Here is an 18,266-nt window from a genome sequence, read left to right on the forward strand (position 1 = left end):
GCAGTTATCCTGCTTGCTTAAATAAGGCGGCCAGTGGAGCCTGCATCACCGGGTTGTGTTGGTGAGCACGGGCCAGGGTCAGCATGGTCCGGCGCAAGGCTGGAATTTGTACCAGATCGGTAAACAAACCAATAAACAGTTCGTGTTTGTAAGCGCCGTCGGCATCTGCTTTGGCGGCCGCTTCCAAAAAGCGTTGTGCAGTCAGGGTATCAAGCTGTGCATCATGACGACCGGCAATAACGCTTAGTAAATGCATGTCAGGCTGAGTAACGTTATTCAACAGGTGGTTGATGGCCTGGCTAAGCTCAGCATTAAACTCGGGCGTACTGAGTGCTCGAAGTATTCCCAGCATGGTATTTTTTTGTGCATCGTCAGCCGCTAATGCTTGCAACTTTTTGATAAAAAATGAGTTTAAGCTATCTGGCAGTGACACACTCTCAAGGCTGCTGAATAAGGTTTCCAGAAAAGGGGCGCTAAACTGGTCGAAGTGGTTAATGATGTGTTTTGCCTGCTGCTCGTTAATTCCCACGGCCAGATCCGCGATGGCTTGTACCGGCAATTGTTGCCAGTCGATAATGGCCGGCGTTTGCAGATATTGTCCGGCCTGCTCTAAACCCTCACTTTTAGGATCGTTCAGAGTGTGACGGGCAATCGCCGAAAACTGCGCCATTAACTGTTGGCTTGGTACAAACGTGTAGGGATTATCCGGTAGCTCATCGCTGCCTTGTTCGCCGGCAATCTGGTTACCCAGCGCATCCACAATGATCTGCAAAAAATGATTGCGCGAGGCCTGAATTAATAAGCCCTGTTCGTCCAGCGGAAACTTCACAAACCAGATATATCGTTGCGCCTGTGGATTGCTCTGCCAGAACACAACTGCATACCATGCATGCTGTTGGCGGGGGCGGGGCGGGCATAGCTGACCGTTTTCGATATCTAAAAAGGTTTGCGATGAAACAGGATACACTCCACGTCCAAGGTCAAAGATGCGATAATCGGTACCCGCGTGTAACAGAAACTCGCTCAGCGAGTGAATACTTTTTGAATTCATGCTGATTTTTAAAGTAAGACAAAAATTTGCGCATAGTGTAACAGGCATTGGAGTAAGCGCGTAATGATTCGTGACGCCAAATTGGTAAGCCATGGCCCAAGGTTGCTGGAGGAACTTGAAGCCGTCCTCAAAGCGGCAAACTTGTGGTCAGACATACATCTTTCACCGGCAGCGCTGGCCAGCGAACAGCCTTTTGCCTGCGATACGCTGGCTTTTGAGCAATGGCTGCAATTTATTTTTATTCCCCGGATCAGGGCATTATCTGACGCCGGAGCACTAGTACCACCCATGCATATTTTGCCCATGGCTGAAGTAACCTGGCAGAGCTCCCATCAGCCGGTTCAGCAGGTGTTGGCTCGATTTGATCGCTGGAGTAAGCAACTACATGACTAACGAGCTATTGCCGGTGGTATATCAGGATGAAGATATTGTCGCCATTTATAAACCGGCCGGATTATTAGTGCATCGCAGCCCCATTGATAAGCATGAAACCCGCTTTGCGGTGCAGATATTACGCGACCAGCTGGGCCAGCATGTGTATCCGTTGCATCGCCTGGACAGACCAACGGCAGGCTTGTTGTTATTTGCGCTTAACAGCGAAACGGCCTCTGCCATGAATGCGCAGATGATGGCAAACCGCATGCAAAAGTCTTATCGGGCACTGGTTCGCGGTTATGTTAAACACCCGGGGATGGTGGATTACGAATTAAAATATCGCTGGGATAAATACGCTGATGCAAAACGCACCCAGGAAGTAGCGCCACAAACAGCTCATTCTGATTACTGGCCACTGGCGCACTACGAGTTACCCTTTGCGGTTGGGCGCTACGCCTCTGCTCGCTATTCCTGGCTTGGACTTACGCCCCATACCGGGCGTAAACATCAACTGCGCCGGCATATGCTGCATTTACGGCATCCCATGGTGGGCGATACGACCCACGGCGATGGCAAGCATAACGCTTTTGTGCGGGATCAGTTTAATACCCACCGGTTAATGTTAGTGTGTGTGTCGATGGGGTTTTATCACCCTATTAGCGGTAAATGGCTGACAATTAGCACCCAGGTGGATAGCGAAATTGAGCAGTTATTGGTAAGCTGGCAACCGTTTTTAACCTGGAGTAGATAAAGGTAGATTAATGGCAACGCTGAATATTATTGTTGGTTCGGTTTACGGAAATGCAGAAAATGTCGCAGAGGAAGTTCAAGCGTATTTTGAGGACCAGGGCATCGATGCAGAAGTCTTTAAAGATCCGGACGTGAGTGATTTTACCGAGCCTAAGGCGCTGCTGATCATAACCTCTACCACCGGAGCCGGCGATTTACCGCCCAATCTGGAATTTCCTATTGATGAATTGCGAACGCAGTTTCCGCTACTAGAGCAAAAACCTTTTGCGGTAGCCGCTTTAGGCGACAGCAGTTATGGTGATTCTTACTGTGGGGGCGGTAAGATTTGTCAGGAATTATTAACCGAACTACAAGGCTTCCCAGTGGCAGATATGCTGGAAGTGGATGCGATGGAAACCCTTGAACCAGAAAAAGATGTGCTGGAATGGGTTAAAACTATTCAGGACAAGCTGATAGCCTGAACAACTGTTTTTTACAAAAGGCGCCACCCGGCGCCTTTTGTTTATGTATGATATTCGCTAGAAATGACCACGTGCCATAGGATAAGTTTGGCTATGAATGATGTGTTAACCCGTTTTACCGGTTGGGCAACTTACTACATGTCTAACCTGATTGTGACAGCATTGGTGCTTATCATTTTTATGGTAATTAATCGGTTATTATTGCCGAAAATTGCAAAGCTGGTTTCCAACAGCAAATTAACCGAGGAAGCCCGCAAGAAAACTTACCATACTGCCAGACTGATTACCGGGGTGATCACCATTGCTCTGCTGCTGTTGGTGTGGGGCGTGGATTTCAGCGGACTTATAGTACTCTCAACATCTATTATTGCTCTGACCGGTGTGGCCTTATTTGCGAGCTGGTCATTGCTGAGTAATATAACGTCGTACTTTGTTTTGCTGTTTCAGAATTCCTACAGCAAGGGTAACTTTATCCGCATTATCGATGGCGATAATTACATGGAAGGTTATATAGCAGAAATTAACCTGTTTACCACGCGGTTAATGACCAAAGACGGCGAAGAAATTGCCTATCCCAACAATCTGGTACTAACCAGACCTGTCATTATTAACCCCAAACAACACTGGCAGAGCATTGGTAAATCAACCGATAAAAATCTAGCGACCCAACCGGGGGAAAATGCTGTTGATCAAATCGATGTGGAGCGAAATCCGTAAATGCATTAGAATTGGGGCTTCATGAACAGATAATTCAGAAATAACAAAGGCGCCATTTGGCGCCTTTGTCGTATGCGAGATTAACTGTGCTTATTCAGCACCACGCAGCAGGGCATTAATACCTACTTTAGCGCGGGTTTTTGCATCTACCTTTTTAACGATAATGGCAGCGTACAGGCTGTATTTGCCATCTTTGCTCGGCAGGTTGCCTGGTACAACTACCGCACCTGCTGGTACGCGGCCATAATGTACTTCGCCGGTTTCACGGTCGTAAATACGGGTAGACTGACCAATGTAAACACCCATAGAGATAACAGCGCCTTCTTCTACGATAACCCCCTCAACGATTTCTGAGCGAGCGCCGATAAAGCAGTTATCTTCGATAATGGTTGGGTTAGCTTGCAGTGGTTCCAGAACCCCACCGATGCCGACGCCACCAGACAGGTGAACATTTTTACCAATTTGTGCGCATGAGCCAACGGTAGCCCAGGTATCAACCATGGCACCTTCGTCAACAAATGCACCAATGTTAACGTATGAAGGCATTACAACTACGTTCTTACCCACGAAAGAACCGGTACGAACCGCGGCAGGCGGCACAATACGGACACCATCAGCAGCAAACTGCTCGGCGGTGTAATCGGCATACTTTAATGGAACCTTGTCGTAGAAGCGGCTTTCAGCCCCTTCCATTACGTCGTTGTTATGCAGACGGAAATACAGCAGAACTGCTTTTTTCAGCCACTGATGAACAACCCACTCACCGGCGATTTTTTCTGCTACACGGGCTTTACCGCTGTTAAGTAATGCAATGGCATCGCTAACGGCTTGCTTTACTTCTGCCGGAGCTGCAGAAGGTGTGATGTCTGCGCGGTCTTCAAAGGCCGCTTCAATAATGGCTTTTAATTCAGTCATGGTATGTTGATATCTTCAAGTTGATCGAGTTTAAACAATATCCGCTTTTTCAGCGTCGTCTGTTCTTCCTGCGTTAAGGCTTTGCCATGCTCATTCGACACGATAAACACGTCTTCCGCGCGTTCACCGATGGTGGCTATTTTGGCTAATTTTAATGTGAGATTGCAGTCAACGAAAGCGTGACCGACTTTAGCAAGAATTCCCGGCGCGTCCAATGCTTCCAGTTCAATTAATGTGGCATCATCCTGCGATGAATAAAAGCGCACTTTAACCGGCACATCCAGATGCTTGTGCTGGCGAGAAAGCTTACGGGTATTATTATGCTGACGACCGGGTTTAAGCAGTTGTTCGGCAATGGCTTTTTCGATAGAGCGTAATCGTGATTCGCCTTCTATTCGAGAGCCATCGTTTTCCAGAATCAAAATGCTGTCAAATACGTGGTCGTCACGGGTTACGGCGATATGCGCATCATGAATAGAACAATTGCGACTATCGAGTACCGATGCGATCTGGGCAAACAGGGCGGGGCGGTCATCGCCGTATAACAATAATTCTGTACCACCTTTAGCCAGATCGTTATTGGTTTTAATCAGCATTTCACCCGGTTCGTGCTGATTTTCAAACGCCAGGATTTCCTGGGTGTGCCAGCTAATTTGCTCGGGTTTAAAACGGGCAAAATAATCGTCTTCAAAACGCGACCACAGCGTTTCGATACGCTCTGCATCCAGCGCGGTGGTAGCCAGTAATTCCAAGGCCTTAGACTTGTGCGAATCCACCCTGTCACGCATGGTTACGCCACACTGCAGGCCATTATCCAGGGCCTTTTGGGTCATGCTGTAAAGCTCTTTAAGTAACGAGGCTTTCCAGTCATTCCATAAGTTATCATTAGTGGCACGAATATCTGCCAGCGTAAGAATGTACAGCAAATTCAGGTGGGTGTGACTGCGTACCGCAGTGGCAAAATCGTTCACCACATCAGGATCGTAAATATCCCGGCGCTGGGCAACGACTGACATCAGCAGATGATTTTCAACCAGCCAGGCGATGAGTTCCGCGTCAGACTTGTGAATATCGTGAGCTTCACAAAATATCGCAACATCCTTGGCACCCAGGGTTGAGTGATCGCCGTTACGCCCTTTAGCAATATCGTGGAAAATCGCCGCAATATAGATAAGCTCGGGTTTGTCAAAATTTCTGACAATACGACCACAACGAGGAAAATCGGTGTTGTCTGGCTGAAAATAGTGATTTACGTGTTTAACCAGTCGATGGGTATGCTCATCAACCGTGTAGGCATGGAACAAATCAAACTGCATCATACCCACAATATGATCCCACTCTGGCAAATAGGATTGCAAAATGCCGTACTGATGCATGATATTCCATGCAAAATCAAAGAAGTGGGGATGCTTAAACAGCTCCATGATCAAGCGGCGACATTCCGCCCGCTCGACATAATAAGCGGCCTGAAAACGGCGGCGAGCATTGCGTAACTGGCGAATACAGTTTGTATCCAGTCCCTGTACATCCCGGGTGTCAGCTATGAGCTTTAAGAACGATAAAATATCTTCCGGCGATTCAAACACATTATTGTGAGTGGGCGAGATATTGCCATCCAGTAAACAAAAGCTATCGTTGATTGCTCTGCGGCTTTGTATGGTTTGGTTAAGCATGTCGTAACGAAAGCGCTGAAGCAGCATTTGGTTCAGTTCGCTTATGCGGCGTACGGTGCGGAAAAACGCCCGCATCATTTTTTCAACCGCGGTTTTACTGTCTTCACCGTAACCCAGCATGGCAGCCACTTCAGGCTGGTAGTCAAAGAGTAAGCGGTTTTCACTGCGGCCGGCAACCAGATGCAAGGCAAAGCGGATGCGCCACAAGGCCATACGACATTCTACCAGTTCATCGAGTTCGTCTTTGGTGAAGTAACCATGACCCACCAGGCCCTTGCCGTCGTACTCTTTAAAATGCTTCTTAGCCACCCAGCCAATAGATTGAATATCCCGCAGACAGCCGGGGTTTTCCTTGATATTGGGTTCGAGATTGTAAGACGTGCCATTAAATTTGGCGTGCCGGGCTTTTTGTTCTTCGTACTTGGCGGTAAAGAACGCTTTGCTTGTCCAGCAGGTGTCTTTACCATTTACGGCGTGCCACATTTCCACAAACGTTTGGTCGCAGCCACTCAGCATGCGGCTTTCAACAAGATTGGTGGCGATGGAAATATCGTCTTTGGCCAGTTTTACGGTTTCTTTAATAGTACGTACCGACTGACCAACGTCCAGCTTGATATCCCACAGCAGGGTAATAAACTGGCCGACCTTTTCCTGAACATCACGTTTCAGGGCTTTTTTGCTAACAATCAGCAGGTCAATATCAGAGTAGGGTTGCAGGTGCCCACGGCCATAGCCACCTACTGCACAAAGTGCGAGTCCTTTAATGTTGGCCAGGTCGTATAACGACCACAACCGTTGTAACAGAGTATCAATAAAAACCGCGCGGCCGGTGACCAGTTCGTCGATGGGTTGCAGCGTAAAACTCGTTTCTAACCATTCATAACTGCGGGCCACCAGTGCTTTAATCGACTTGATGTCATCTACAGCCGTTATATTGGCGACTTCTTCACATAACGATTTTAACTTCACATTTCACCCAATGAATAATCTGGTTAACAAAGGCCTTACTTTGCGGCCTGCTTGAACTTACCCTGCGTTAAACATGTGAATGCCGCTAACTAAGCGGCATTTTTAGTTGTGATGGTTCACCCAATGGTGACAACACAAGTTAATGTTTAGCTGTGATGATAAACCCTTTCGAGGTCTTCATCGTCACGCAGTGTCAGCACTTCAACACCGTCATCGGTAACCAGCAGCGTATGCTCCCATTGAGCGCTAAGGCTGCGATCTTTGGTTACCACCGTCCATTGGTCAGGTAAAATTTTAGAATAACGTTTGCCGGCATTTACCATAGGTTCAATGGTAAAGCACATCCCAGGAAGCAGCTCATCACCGGTGCCGGGGCGTCCGTAATGGACAATCTGTGGCTCTTCATGAAAACCTGCGCCAATTCCATGACCGCAGTATTCGCGTACAATTGAGTAATTATGCGCTTCAGCATGAGTTTGGCAAATATGGCCAATATCACCAAGTCGCATACCCGGCTTAACTTCTTTAATAGCTTTATACAAACATTCCTGGGTCACACGAACCAGCCGTTCCGCCAGAATGCTGGGCTTACCAACCATGAACATTTTAGATGTATCGCCGTGATAGCCATCTTTAATCACGGTAATGTCGATATTAACAATGTCACCGTCTTTCAGCTTTTTATCGGCTGGAATGCCGTGGCAGATAACATGGTTAACCGACGTGCAGATCGATTTTGGAAACGGAGGGTGGCCATAATTAAGCGGCGCTGGAATCGCGTTTTGTACGTTGACAATGTAGTCATGACAAATTGTGTTCAGTTCATCGGTCGTCACGCCTTTTTTAACGTGTTCACCTAACATCATTAATACGTCGGCGGCGAGTTTGCCAGCCACGCGCATTTTTTCGATTTCTTCAGCGGTTTTTATTATTGCAGCCACCAGAATCCTCTTCTATTGGGTTGTTAAATCAATGCCCGGTGCTTTGTATGCAAAGCAAGCCATTATTTTGAGGCTGTATGGTAGCGAATACAGGGGCATCTGTATAGCAGTAGTCGCGGAAACGGGGATATCAACAGATGATTCGCTTAGTGTTGAAACCCAACTTTAACTTGAGAAAGCGTGCGCTACATGGTATAAAGCGCGCGCTTTTTGAAATAACCGTAAAATTTCTGGGAGTTTTACTTCTCAGAACTGCTTTAGTTACTTCATATAAGTACATTACTTAAATTAAAACACACATACACTGTGACTGCGTATCGGGGTGTCTGCGTTGTTAACTTAACAACAGTGGATCGATACAAAGGGTGTATGGAGGCCTAACCCCAATTGAGGAATTAAACATGGCAAACGTTTCTATGCGTGACATGCTGAAAGCCGGCGTGCATTTCGGTCACCAAACCCGTTACTGGAACCCTAAGATGAAACCTTACATCTTTGGTGCTCGTAACAAAGTTCATATCATCAACCTGGAAAAAACTGTTCCTTTATTCAACGAAGCACTGAGCTTCCTGTCTGGCGTTTCTGCTAAGAAAGGTAAGGTTCTGTTCGTTGGTACTAAGCGTGCAGCAGGCGATGCAGTTAAAGAAGCGGCACAAAAATGTGACCAATTCTACGTGAACAAGCGTTGGTTGGGCGGTATGCTGACTAACTGGAAAACTGTTCGTCAGTCAATCAAGCGTCTTAAAGACCTTGAGCAACAAAGCCAAGACGGTACTTTCGAAAAGCTGACCAAAAAAGAAGCGCTGATGCTTCAGCGTGAAATGGACAAGCTGGAAAGCAGCCTGGGTGGTATCAAAGACATGGGCGGTCTGCCTGACGTTCTGTTCGTAATCGATGCCGATCACGAGCACATCGCAGTAACTGAAGCCCGTAACCTGGGTATTCCGGTTGTTTCTGTTGTTGATACTAACTCAAACCCTGATGGTGTTGATTACATCATTCCAGGTAACGACGATGCAATTCGTGCCGTTCAACTGTACTTAAACGCAGCTGCTGATGCAGTTATCGCAGGTCGCTCTAGCAACCTGGAAGTACAAGCTGAAGACGAGTTTGTAGAAGCAGCTGAGTAATCCGCTTGCTTAATATGAGGCTCTTTGGAGCCTCATATTAGTTGTACCGGTCCATTCGGACCGATGATTAAGAATTAATTAGAAGGGGCTTTTGCCCCTTTTACTCTGAATTTAAATATTGCTGAGGAATTGAAAATGGCAGTGACTGCAGCACTCGTAAAAGAATTGCGTGAGCGTACTGGCGCCGGCATGCTGGATTGCAAAAAAGCGTTAGTTGAAACTGATGGTGACATCGAACTGGCCATCGAAAACATGCGTAAGTCAGGTCAGGCGAAAGCGGCTAAGAAAGCTGGTCGTATCGCCGCTGAAGGTGTAATCCTGACTAAAGTTGAAGGTGGCAAAGCGACCATGCTTGAACTGAACTGCGAAACTGACTTCGTAGCGCGTGACGAAGGCTTCCTGGCGTTTGGTAACAAACTGCTGGACGCTGCTTTCGAAAAAGGTCTGAGCGACATCGAAGAACTGAATGCTTCTGAAGTTGAAGGCGGCGTAGTTAGCGAAGTACGTGATGCACTGGTTGCTAAAATCGGTGAAAATATCTCTCCACGTCGTGTTCTGACTGTTGAAGGTGACAACTTAGGTGCATACGTGCACGGTGGCCGTATCGGCGTAGTTGCTATCTTAACTGGTGGCGAAGAAGAGCTGGCGAAAGACGTTGCTATGCACGTTGCGGCTTCAAGCCCGCAGTTCGTTAAGCCTGAGCAAGTACCAGCTGAAGTAGTTGAGAAAGAAAAAGCGATCCAAATCGAAATCGCCATGCAGTCTGGCAAACCAGCTGAAATCGCTGAGAAAATGGTTGTCGGCCGTATGAAGAAATTCACCGGCGAAATCAGTCTGACTGGTCAGCCTTTCGTTAAAGATCCTTCTATTCTGGTTGCAGACTTACTGAAATCTAAAGACGCTGACGTTGTTAACTTCGTGCGTTTTGAAGTAGGTGAAGGTATCGAGAAGAAATCTGAAGACTTCGCTGCTGAAGTAGCTGCGCAAATGGCTGCTGCTAAGAAATAATTAGCGGTTTGACTTTTGCATTCGGCGAATGTCGGATACACTACGAGCACCTCTTCGGAGGTGCTTTTTTATAGCTGAAAGCATAACCTCAGCTGTTCCTAAGATGACGACCGATTAAGTCGGTTTGGCTCATAATTTGTGTACAAAATATGACCCAAGCCGAATCAAGAGGAAACAATAACAATGAGCATCGCACCAAAATCCGCCTACCGACGCATCCTGCTTAAACTGAGTGGTGAAGCGCTCATGGGGAATGAAGGCTTTGGAATCGATCCTAAAGTACTGGACCGCATGGCCCAGGAAATCAAAGAACTGGTAGAATTAGGGGTGCAGGTGGGTCTGGTTATCGGTGGTGGTAACTTGTTCCGTGGTGAAGGCCTGGCAAAAGCGGGGATGAACCGCGTTGTTGGTGACCACATGGGTATGCTGGCTACGGTAATGAACGGTCTTGCCATGCGTGACGCCCTGCACCGCGCTTTTGTTAATGCCCGTCTGATGTCTGCCATCCCTCTTAATGGCGTTTGTGATGCCTACAACTGGGCAGAAGCCATCAGCCTGTTAAAGTCAGGTCGTGTGGTTATTTTCTCAGCCGGTACCGGCAATCCATTCTTTACCACTGACTCAGCTGCCTGCTTACGTGGTATCGAAATCGAAGCCGATGCGGTATTAAAAGGCACCAAGGTAGATGGTGTTTACAGCGACGATCCGGTTAAGAACCCCGACGCGAAACTGTACTCACAACTGTCTTATCAGGACGTGTTAGAAAAAGAATTAAAAGTTATGGACCTGTCAGCGTTTACGCTGGCGCGCGACCATAGCTTACCCATCCGTGTTTACAACATGAATAAACCAGGTTGTCTGAAACGCGTAGTAATGGGCGAACCTGAAGGCACTTTAATCGACCATGTCGAAAGTGTGACCGAATAATAATACAGGAATAATACCGTGATTGATGAAATCGAATTAGATGCGCAAGAGCGCATGGAAAAAAGTATTACTGCGCTAAAAGGTCAGTTGAGCAAAATTCGCACCGGCCGTGCGCACCCAAGCTTACTCGACGGCATCCAGGTCTCTTATTACGGAGCTGATACACCGCTGCGTCAGTTAGCTAACATTATCACCGAAGACAGCCGTACATTAGCGCTGACCGTGTTTGATAAAAGCTCTATTCAGGCCGTTGAAAAAGCCATTATGCAAGCCGACCTGGGATTAAACCCAATGAGCGCGGGCACTACTATTCGTATTCCATTACCACCGCTGACAGAAGAGCGTCGTAAAGACCTCATTCGTGTTGTACGTAACGAAGCCGAGCAGGGCCGTGTTGCTATTCGTAACATTCGTCGCGACGCCAACAGCGATATCAAAGAACTGCTAAAAGAAAAGGAAATCAGCGAAGACGAAAGTCGCGCAGGTGAAGAAAATATTCAGACACTGACCAATGAATTTATCAAGAAAGTTGATAAGATGCTGTCTGATAAAGAAACCGAGTTAATGGAAGTATAAATAACTCATGTCGCCATCGCAGACTGACAGTGATGCAACGCTGGATGAAAAACTGGCGTTGCTGAATATGCCTAAGCACGTTGCCATCATTATGGACGGCAACGGTCGCTGGGCAAAAAAGAAAGGGAAAATTCGTACTTTCGGGCACCGTGCTGGCGTCGAGTCAGTGCGGGCTGCAGTGCGATTTGCTCGTAAAAATGCCATTCAATCGTTAACGTTGTTTGCGTTTAGCAGCGAAAACTGGAAGCGACCTGAAGAAGAAGTCAGTGTTTTGATGGACCTGTTTAATCTGGTATTAAACAGCGAAGCCAAACGGATGAACAAAAATGGCGTACGCCTGAAAGTATTAGGTGATACGTCAAGGTTCGATCGGAAGTTGGTGGAAAAAATTCACAAAGCCGAGGCGCTGACAGCAAATAACCAGGATTTGGTGTTAAACATCGCGGCTAACTATGGTGGTCGTTGGGATATCGTTAACGCGGCAAAGCAACTGGCTGAGCAGGTTAGTCAGGGCAAGCTTGAGGCGGCGCAAATTGACGAAGCCATGTTTGACAGCCATATGTCTACGCAGGGGTTACCTGAGCTGGATTTGCTAATCCGCACTGGCGGTGAGCATCGCATCAGCAACTTCCTGTTGTGGCAATGCGCTTATGCCGAACTGTATTTTACTGACGTTTTATGGCCCGATTTTAACGAAGACGCTTTTTACCTCGCGGTTAAGGACTTTAGTGAGCGACAGCGCCGCTTTGGTTTGATTGGCGAGCAGGTAGAAAACGCTGAGGCAGGAAAATAACCATGTTAGCTTGCTGCCTCCATATTGCCCAAAAAAGACCCTTCGCATGTTGAAGCAACGAATCATCACGGCGCTGATACTTGCGCCACTGGCCATTATGGCCATTCTGTTTTTACCTATTGATATTTTTCAGTATGTGATTGCCGGGGTAATTGCATTGGGTGGCTATGAGTGGGCTAACATGTCCGGCTTATCAGCCCGACCTTACAAAGTCGCCTTTGGCCTGGTGTTACTGGCCTGTTGCCTGAGCCTGATTAGCTTTGTTGATGTTGAACAAATCTGGTTCCAGGGCGCACTTAACAGCTTTTATCACTGGATTTTGTCGGTAGCTGCCATCTGGTGGCTCGCATCATTCTTTATGATCCTGGCGTATCCAAAGTATTCAGCGTTCTGGCGACAAAGCTGGCTAATTCGCTGTTTGTTTGGGGTGTTAACTTTAATACCAACCTGGGTCGCTGTGGTGGCGCTGCGTTCGAGTCTTTACGATGTTGATACCTTTTACGGTGCCTCGCTCATTTTTTATGTGCTGGGTATAGTGTGGGCAGCAGATATCGGTGCATTTTTTGTCGGGGTCAAATTTGGCCGCCATAAACTGCGCCCTAATGTGTCGCCGGGTAAAACCTTTGAAGGCCTGTTCGGCGGGGTTATGGCGTCGTTTGCCATCATCGCCTTTGCCGCCTTACATTATCAGGTTGAACCGTCGCGTATCTGGTTGCATCTCCTCATTGGCGGCCTGACTGTTGCGGTATCTGCCCTGGGTGACCTGAACGAAAGTATGTTTAAACGTTGTGCGGGCATTAAAGACAGCGGCCGTATTTTACCCGGCCATGGTGGTCTGATGGATCGCATCGACAGTTTAACCGCCGCGTTTCCGGTATTTGCCTACTGCTATGTAACCTGGATGGCATAATGCAAACCATTACGATCCTTGGGGCTACAGGCTCCATCGGCCAAAGTACGCTTGATGTTGTTGCCCGCCACCCGGATGATTTTCGCGTTTTTGCCATTACCGGCCACCGCCAGGTGGAATTACTGGTAAAACAGGCGAAAGCCTGCCATGCCCGTTATCTGGTGGTAGCCAGCGATGACGATTATGAACAGGCGCTTACTTTAGCCCGTCAGTACGAGCTTTCGTCTGAAGTGCTTAGTGGTAAACGGGCACTGGAAGAAGTGGCTTCTGCACCAGAAGTCGATGCTGTAATGGCTTCTATTGTTGGGGCGGCCGGGCTTGAGCCCACTCTCGCAGCGGTAAAAGCCGGTAAGCGGGTATTGCTGGCCAATAAAGAATCGCTGGTGATGTCTGGTGCTTTGTTTATTGATGCAGCTAAACAGTCCGGCGCAGAAATTCTGCCTATCGATAGCGAACACAATGCCATTTTCCAGTGCTTGCCGGCAGATTTTGAGTACGGCAATCTGGCTGCCAGTGGCATTAGCAAGATACTGCTTACCGGGTCTGGCGGTCCGTTTCGTGAACGCGAACTGGCCACCTTTGCCGAAATAACGCCAGAACAAGCCTGCGCTCATCCAAACTGGGATATGGGGCGCAAAATATCGGTGGATTCTGCCACCATGATGAATAAGGGCCTGGAGTTTATTGAAGCGTGCTGGCTGTTTGGTCTGGCACCTGATGATATTCAGGTTGTGCTGCATCCACAAAGTACCATTCACTCAATGGTTCAGTATATCGATGGCTCAGTGATTGCCCAGCTGGGTAATCCGGATATGCGTACACCTATTGCCTATGGTCTGGGTTATCCACGGCGCATCAATGCTGGTGTGGCTCCGCTGGATTTTGCCACGCTGAAGGATTTAAGTTTTTCCACACCGGATCAAAACCGCTTTCCTAATTTATATCTTGCTATCGACGCGTGCCGTTCGGGGCAGTCTGCCACCACGCGGTTAAATGCCGCCAACGAAATTGCCGTGGATGCGTTTTTAAACAACCGCATTGGTTTTACCCGTATCGCACAAATAAATGAAGAAGTGTTAAATCGTTTTGAACCAACGGCGGTTTCATCTATCCAACAAGTTCTTGAATTAGATAAGCAAGCCAGAATGGTCGCACTGGCTTTGGTTGAGGAAGGGTAGCGCGTGTTTGAGTTTTTGCGGAATGCCGGTGCATTTATTATTGCCCTGGGTATTTTAGTCGCCGTACATGAGTGGGGACACTATTACGTGGCCAGACTTTGTGGCGTCCATGTCAGACGTTTCTCCATTGGTTTTGGTAAACCAATCTGGAGTAAGGTCGACAAGCACGGTACCGAATTTGCCCTGGCGGCAATACCGCTCGGTGGTTATGTCCGTATGCTCGATGAGCGTATCGATGAAGTCCCGCCGGAGATGGCCTCGCAGGCGTTTAACACCCAGTCAGTTGGCAAGCGTATGGCAATTATTGCAGCGGGTCCTGGGGTTAATTTTGTGTTTGCCGCCATTGCGCTCTATGCCATGTTCCTGATTGGGATTACTACCATAAAGCCCGTGATAGGCGAGGTGAGTGCTGATAGTATTGCCGCGCAGTCGGGTCTGAGTGCCAATATGGAAATCGTTGCGGTAGGTTCACGCCAGACCGAAGACTGGGAAGCGGTTAACCTGGAATTAATGTCTTATATCGGGCAGGAAGCGATGCCTGTCACGGTGGCTTCTGCCGAGGATAGCCCTCAACAACGGATTTTAGATATTTCGCAATGGAACTTTGATCCTGATTCAGAGTCTCCTTTACAGAGTTTGGGGATTACCCCGTTCAGACCCAAGGCAACGTTAACGGTGGCTTATGTGGCTGAAAACTCTGCGGCCAGTCAGGCTGGACTGCAGCAAGACGATAAAATCCTGGCACTGGACGGTCAAACGGTCAGTGCGTGGGAAGATTTGGTAGCTGAAATTAAAAATCGTCCGGGCGACGAGGTGGTGATTAAGGTAAACAGGGCTGGTCAAACCTATGACCTTTCTGCCACAATTGGCCGCCGCGATACCCCGGAAGGCCAGGATGGTTACCTCGGCGTTAGTCCATTTGCCGAAGCCTGGCCACAAGGTTATGTCTTCACCCATCAGTATGGTTTGTTTGATGCGATGGGCAAAGCGGTGGATAAAACCTGGCGCTTGATGACGATAAGCGTTGAAATGATAGGTAAGCTGATTGGCGGCGACGTTTCCGTTAAGAACTTAAGCGGGCCTATCGCCATTGCGCAAGGCGCAGGTAACAGTGCAGGCTACGGGCTGGTTTACTTTTTAAGTTTTCTGGCGCTAATCAGTGTGAATCTGGGCATAGTAAATTTATTGCCCCTGCCAATGTTGGATGGCGGACACCTGATGTACTTTACCATCGAATGGATTACCGGCCGCCCGGTGCCTGAAGAAGTTCAGGAGTGGGGGTTCAGAATAGGCGCCATGCTGTTATTTACCATAATGAGCATCGCCATATTTAATGATATTACGCGTTTGTCCTAAGTAGACAGGCGCAAGCAAGAATAAGCGAACGCAGCAGGAAGAAAAAGAATAGATGAAGTTAAAACAGTTAGTAGTAGCCGGAATGTTATGCTCCAGTGCTAGCTTAGCCAACGCTGCTTCAAGCAATAGTGAGTTTGTTGTTGAAGATATTCGGGTAGAAGGTTTGCAGCGGGTGGCCCTGGGGGCCGCACTAACCTATATTCCGGTGCAAAAAGGGGACGAAGTTAATGCGTTTCGTATTACTCAGTTAATTCGCTCCTTATACTCTTCCACGCACTTTGAAAATATTCAGGTAATGCGTGATGGCAATGTGCTGGTGATCAAAGTGGCTGAGCGCCCAACCATCAGTAACATTATCTTTGAAGGTAACGACGACATCAAAGATGAGCAGCTGCAGGAAAGCCTTGACGGCAGTAACATTCGGGTTGGCGAGCCACTGGATAAAACCGTACTGACATCTATTGAAAACGGCTTGAAGGATTTCTTTTACAGCATTGGTAAATATAACGCTGATGTAACCGCTATTATTACGCCTCTGCCGCGTAATCGGGTTGACCTGAAATTACTGTTCGAAGAAGGCGACGCCGCCAGTATCAAGCAAATTAACATCGTGGGTAACGAACTGTTCAGCGATCAGGAACTGCTTGAAGACTTTGAATTACAGTTTAATACTGCCTGGTACGATTTTTTATCAGAAACCCGCTATCAGCAGCAAACCCTGCAAGGGGACATGGAAACCCTGACTAACTTTTATATGGATCGCGGTTATCTGCGCTTTAATGTAGATTCAACTCAGGTTGCCATGACGCCGGAAAAAGACGGTATCTACATTTCACTAAACGTGAGCGAGGGCGAGCAATACACGATTTCTGATGTGGAATTAGTGGGTGAAATGCTGGGTCACGAAAAATACATTGAGCGGGTTTTGCCTCTGACGCCTGGTGAGTTATACAACCAGGCCACGGTGACGTACACCGAAGAATTTATCAGTAAGTATCTGGGCCGTTTTGGTTATGCCTATCCAACGGTGACCACCGTACCGGAAATTAACGACGAAGATAAAACCGTTAAGCTGACGCTGCGGGTTGATCCGGGTAAGCGTATTTATGTGCGTCGTATCAACTTTAACGGTAACACCATCACTGCCGACGAAGTACTGCGTCAGAACGTAGTACAGATGGAAGGTACCTGGCTATCAAATGACCTGCTGGAAACCTCCAAAAACAGCATGTCGCGCTTAACCTATATGGAAGATGTCGAGTTTGAGACGGTCCGTATTCCGGGGAAAGACGATCAGGTAGACGTGCAGTTTAAGGTAAAAGAACAACCCTCGGGCTCGTTCAATGCAGGGATCAGTTATGGCGACCAAACCAAACTGGGTCTGCAAGCCGGTATTCAGCAGGATAACTTCCTGGGCACCGGTAAGCGCATTGGTATTAATGTCAGTACCGTATCCTATCAGCGCTCAGCACAGCTTTCTTATACCGATCCGTTCTTTACCATCGATGGTATTTCACTGGGTGGGACGGTGTCTTTCAGTGAGTTTGATGGTTCGAGCTTTAACGTTATTCAGTATAACTCCAAGCGCTGGTCTGTCGGGGCGAACATTGGTTATCCGATCGATGAGTTTAACCGGATTAACTTTGGTTTAACCTACTCAGATGTAGAGTTATCTAACCGTGGTTACTACGAGCAAACTAACCTGTTCTACCGTCAGTTTACCGATGAACAAAACCCGGATGCGCCGATTTCATACACCAGCTTACAGAGCTCGGTATCCTGGAGTCGCAGCACCCTTAACCGTGGTTTATTCCCAACGGCGGGGTCTTCGCAGCGGGCGTCGTTTACTATTACTACGCCAAATTCTGATGTAAATTACTTTAAAACAATTTATGACGGTCGTTTCTACTTCCCATTAACCAGAGATACACGCTGGTCAGTGCTAACCAAGGTCAGACTGGGTTACGGTAACGGCTATGGTGATGTTAATGGCAATGACCAAATCCTGCCATTTACCGAAAACTTTACCGCCGGTGGTGCAGATACCCTGCGTGGTTTCGAAAACAACACCGTGGGTCCCAGAGGGATTATCCGCCAGAGTGGTGGTAATTCAGTGACCTTGCCGGATGGCACTGTAATTCCTGGTGACCCGTCAGGCGACTCTTATCAATTGTCGCGTCGCAGCCTGGGTGGTAATGCCATGGCTTTGGGAAGCTTGGAATTAATCACGCCGACCCCATTTATAGAAGAAGACTCGTCAAACTCGGTAAGAACCAGTTTATTTGTTGACGTGGGTAACGTGTGGGATACTGAATTTGATTATGATGAATACCTGCAATTAGACAGAAGTGGTGGTGATGAACTGCTGGATTATTCTGACTGGACTTTATTTCGCAGTTCTGCCGGTATTTCTGTACAATGGGTATCACCTATGGGCCCAATGGTCTTTAGCTTCTCGCGCGCATTGAAAGAGCGTGAGGGCGATGATGCGAAATTCTTTACATTTAATATTGGTCAAACATTTTAAAATTAGCTG

The 18,266-nt window shown here is 47.8% G+C and carries 17 protein-coding genes; 13 read left to right on the forward strand and 4 right to left on the reverse strand.

The features are described 5' to 3' along the window. Positions 1-4: 4 nt before the first annotated feature. A complete protein-coding gene (locus tag BFC17_RS14375) occupies positions 5-1,051 on the reverse strand; it encodes a DUF3549 family protein (RefSeq protein ID WP_070177150.1) in 1,047 nt (348 codons plus the stop codon). A 63-nt stretch (positions 1,052-1,114) separates the two neighbouring features. On the opposite strand from BFC17_RS14375, the gene BFC17_RS14380 reads away from it, so the two are divergent. From BFC17_RS14380 to BFC17_RS14395, 4 genes are all read left to right on the forward strand, one after another. Continuing rightward, positions 1,115-1,444, forward strand: coding sequence for a YqcC family protein (locus BFC17_RS14380; RefSeq protein WP_070177151.1), 330 nt, complete (start codon positions 1,115-1,117; stop codon positions 1,442-1,444). After that, positions 1,437-2,177, forward strand: a complete 741-nt coding sequence (locus BFC17_RS14385; RefSeq protein WP_070177152.1) for a pseudouridine synthase — start codon at positions 1,437-1,439, stop codon at positions 2,175-2,177. Before BFC17_RS14380 ends, BFC17_RS14385 begins: the two co-directional genes overlap by 8 nt. Positions 2,178-2,187: 10 nt before the next feature. Next, positions 2,188-2,637 carry a flavodoxin domain-containing protein gene (locus BFC17_RS14390; protein ID WP_070177153.1) on the forward strand — a complete coding sequence of 150 codons (450 nt, stop codon included), beginning with the start codon at positions 2,188-2,190 and terminating at the stop codon, positions 2,635-2,637. Between the two features lie 93 nt (positions 2,638-2,730). Continuing rightward, a complete protein-coding gene (locus tag BFC17_RS14395; protein WP_070177154.1) occupies positions 2,731-3,354 on the forward strand; it encodes a mechanosensitive ion channel family protein in 624 nt (207 codons plus the stop codon). A 90-nt stretch (positions 3,355-3,444) separates the two neighbouring features. On the opposite strand, the gene dapD is transcribed toward BFC17_RS14395, so the two are convergent. The 3 genes from dapD to map all read right to left on the reverse strand — a co-directional run bounded on the left by dapD (position 3,445) and on the right by map (position 7,852). Beyond that, a complete protein-coding gene (gene dapD / locus BFC17_RS14400) occupies positions 3,445-4,269 on the reverse strand; it encodes a 2,3,4,5-tetrahydropyridine-2,6-dicarboxylate N-succinyltransferase (RefSeq protein WP_070177155.1) in 825 nt (274 codons plus the stop codon). Continuing rightward, complete coding sequence (gene glnD, locus BFC17_RS14405) at positions 4,266-6,911, reverse strand: [protein-PII] uridylyltransferase (protein ID WP_070177156.1); 2,646 nt, start codon at positions 6,909-6,911, stop codon at positions 4,266-4,268. The genes dapD and glnD overlap by 4 nt, the downstream gene beginning before the upstream one ends. 146 nt (positions 6,912-7,057) lie before the next feature. Then, entirely contained in the window at positions 7,058-7,852 is a 795-nt protein-coding gene (map, locus tag BFC17_RS14410) for a type I methionyl aminopeptidase (RefSeq protein ID WP_070177157.1), read from the reverse strand. A 401-nt stretch (positions 7,853-8,253) separates the two neighbouring features. Here map and rpsB point away from each other — a divergent pair, with 401 nt between their 5' ends. The 9 genes from rpsB (at position 8,254) to bamA (ending at position 18,257) form a co-directional block, all read left to right on the forward strand. Beyond that, positions 8,254-8,982, forward strand: coding sequence for a 30S ribosomal protein S2 (gene rpsB, locus BFC17_RS14415; RefSeq protein WP_070177158.1), 729 nt, complete (start codon positions 8,254-8,256; stop codon positions 8,980-8,982). A gap of 135 nt (positions 8,983-9,117) precedes the next feature. Beyond that, positions 9,118-9,990 carry a translation elongation factor Ts gene (gene tsf / locus BFC17_RS14420; RefSeq protein WP_070177159.1) on the forward strand — a complete coding sequence of 291 codons (873 nt, stop codon included), beginning with the start codon at positions 9,118-9,120 and terminating at the stop codon, positions 9,988-9,990. Positions 9,991-10,173: 183 nt separating this feature from the next. Continuing rightward, on the forward strand, positions 10,174-10,917 hold the full coding sequence (gene pyrH / locus BFC17_RS14425; RefSeq protein WP_070177160.1) for a UMP kinase: 744 nt from the start codon (positions 10,174-10,176) through the stop codon (positions 10,915-10,917). Positions 10,918-10,935: 18 nt separating this feature from the next. After that, positions 10,936-11,493, forward strand: a complete 558-nt coding sequence (gene frr, locus BFC17_RS14430) for a ribosome recycling factor (protein WP_070177161.1) — start codon at positions 10,936-10,938, stop codon at positions 11,491-11,493. Between the two features lie 7 nt (positions 11,494-11,500). Continuing rightward, positions 11,501-12,286 (forward strand): polyprenyl diphosphate synthase, encoded by a 786-nt coding sequence (gene uppS, locus BFC17_RS14435; protein ID WP_070177162.1) that lies wholly within the window; start codon positions 11,501-11,503, stop codon positions 12,284-12,286. Between the two features lie 46 nt (positions 12,287-12,332). Next, positions 12,333-13,196, forward strand: a complete 864-nt coding sequence (locus BFC17_RS14440; RefSeq protein ID WP_070177163.1) for a phosphatidate cytidylyltransferase — start codon at positions 12,333-12,335, stop codon at positions 13,194-13,196. After that, positions 13,196-14,374 carry a 1-deoxy-D-xylulose-5-phosphate reductoisomerase gene (gene ispC, locus BFC17_RS14445; protein ID WP_070177164.1) on the forward strand — a complete coding sequence of 393 codons (1,179 nt, stop codon included), beginning with the start codon at positions 13,196-13,198 and terminating at the stop codon, positions 14,372-14,374. Before BFC17_RS14440 ends, ispC begins: the two co-directional genes overlap by 1 nt. Before the next feature lie 3 nt (positions 14,375-14,377). After that, positions 14,378-15,730, forward strand: coding sequence for a sigma E protease regulator RseP (rseP, locus tag BFC17_RS14450; protein ID WP_070177165.1), 1,353 nt, complete (start codon positions 14,378-14,380; stop codon positions 15,728-15,730). Between the two features lie 52 nt (positions 15,731-15,782). Then, positions 15,783-18,257, forward strand: a complete 2,475-nt coding sequence (gene bamA, locus BFC17_RS14455; RefSeq protein WP_070177166.1) for an outer membrane protein assembly factor BamA — start codon at positions 15,783-15,785, stop codon at positions 18,255-18,257. Positions 18,258-18,266 lie beyond the last annotated feature (9 nt).

The organism is Marisediminitalea lipolytica, from assembly GCF_001758465.1.
Taxonomy (GTDB): Bacteria; Pseudomonadota; Gammaproteobacteria; order Enterobacterales; family Alteromonadaceae; genus Alteromonas; species Alteromonas lipolytica.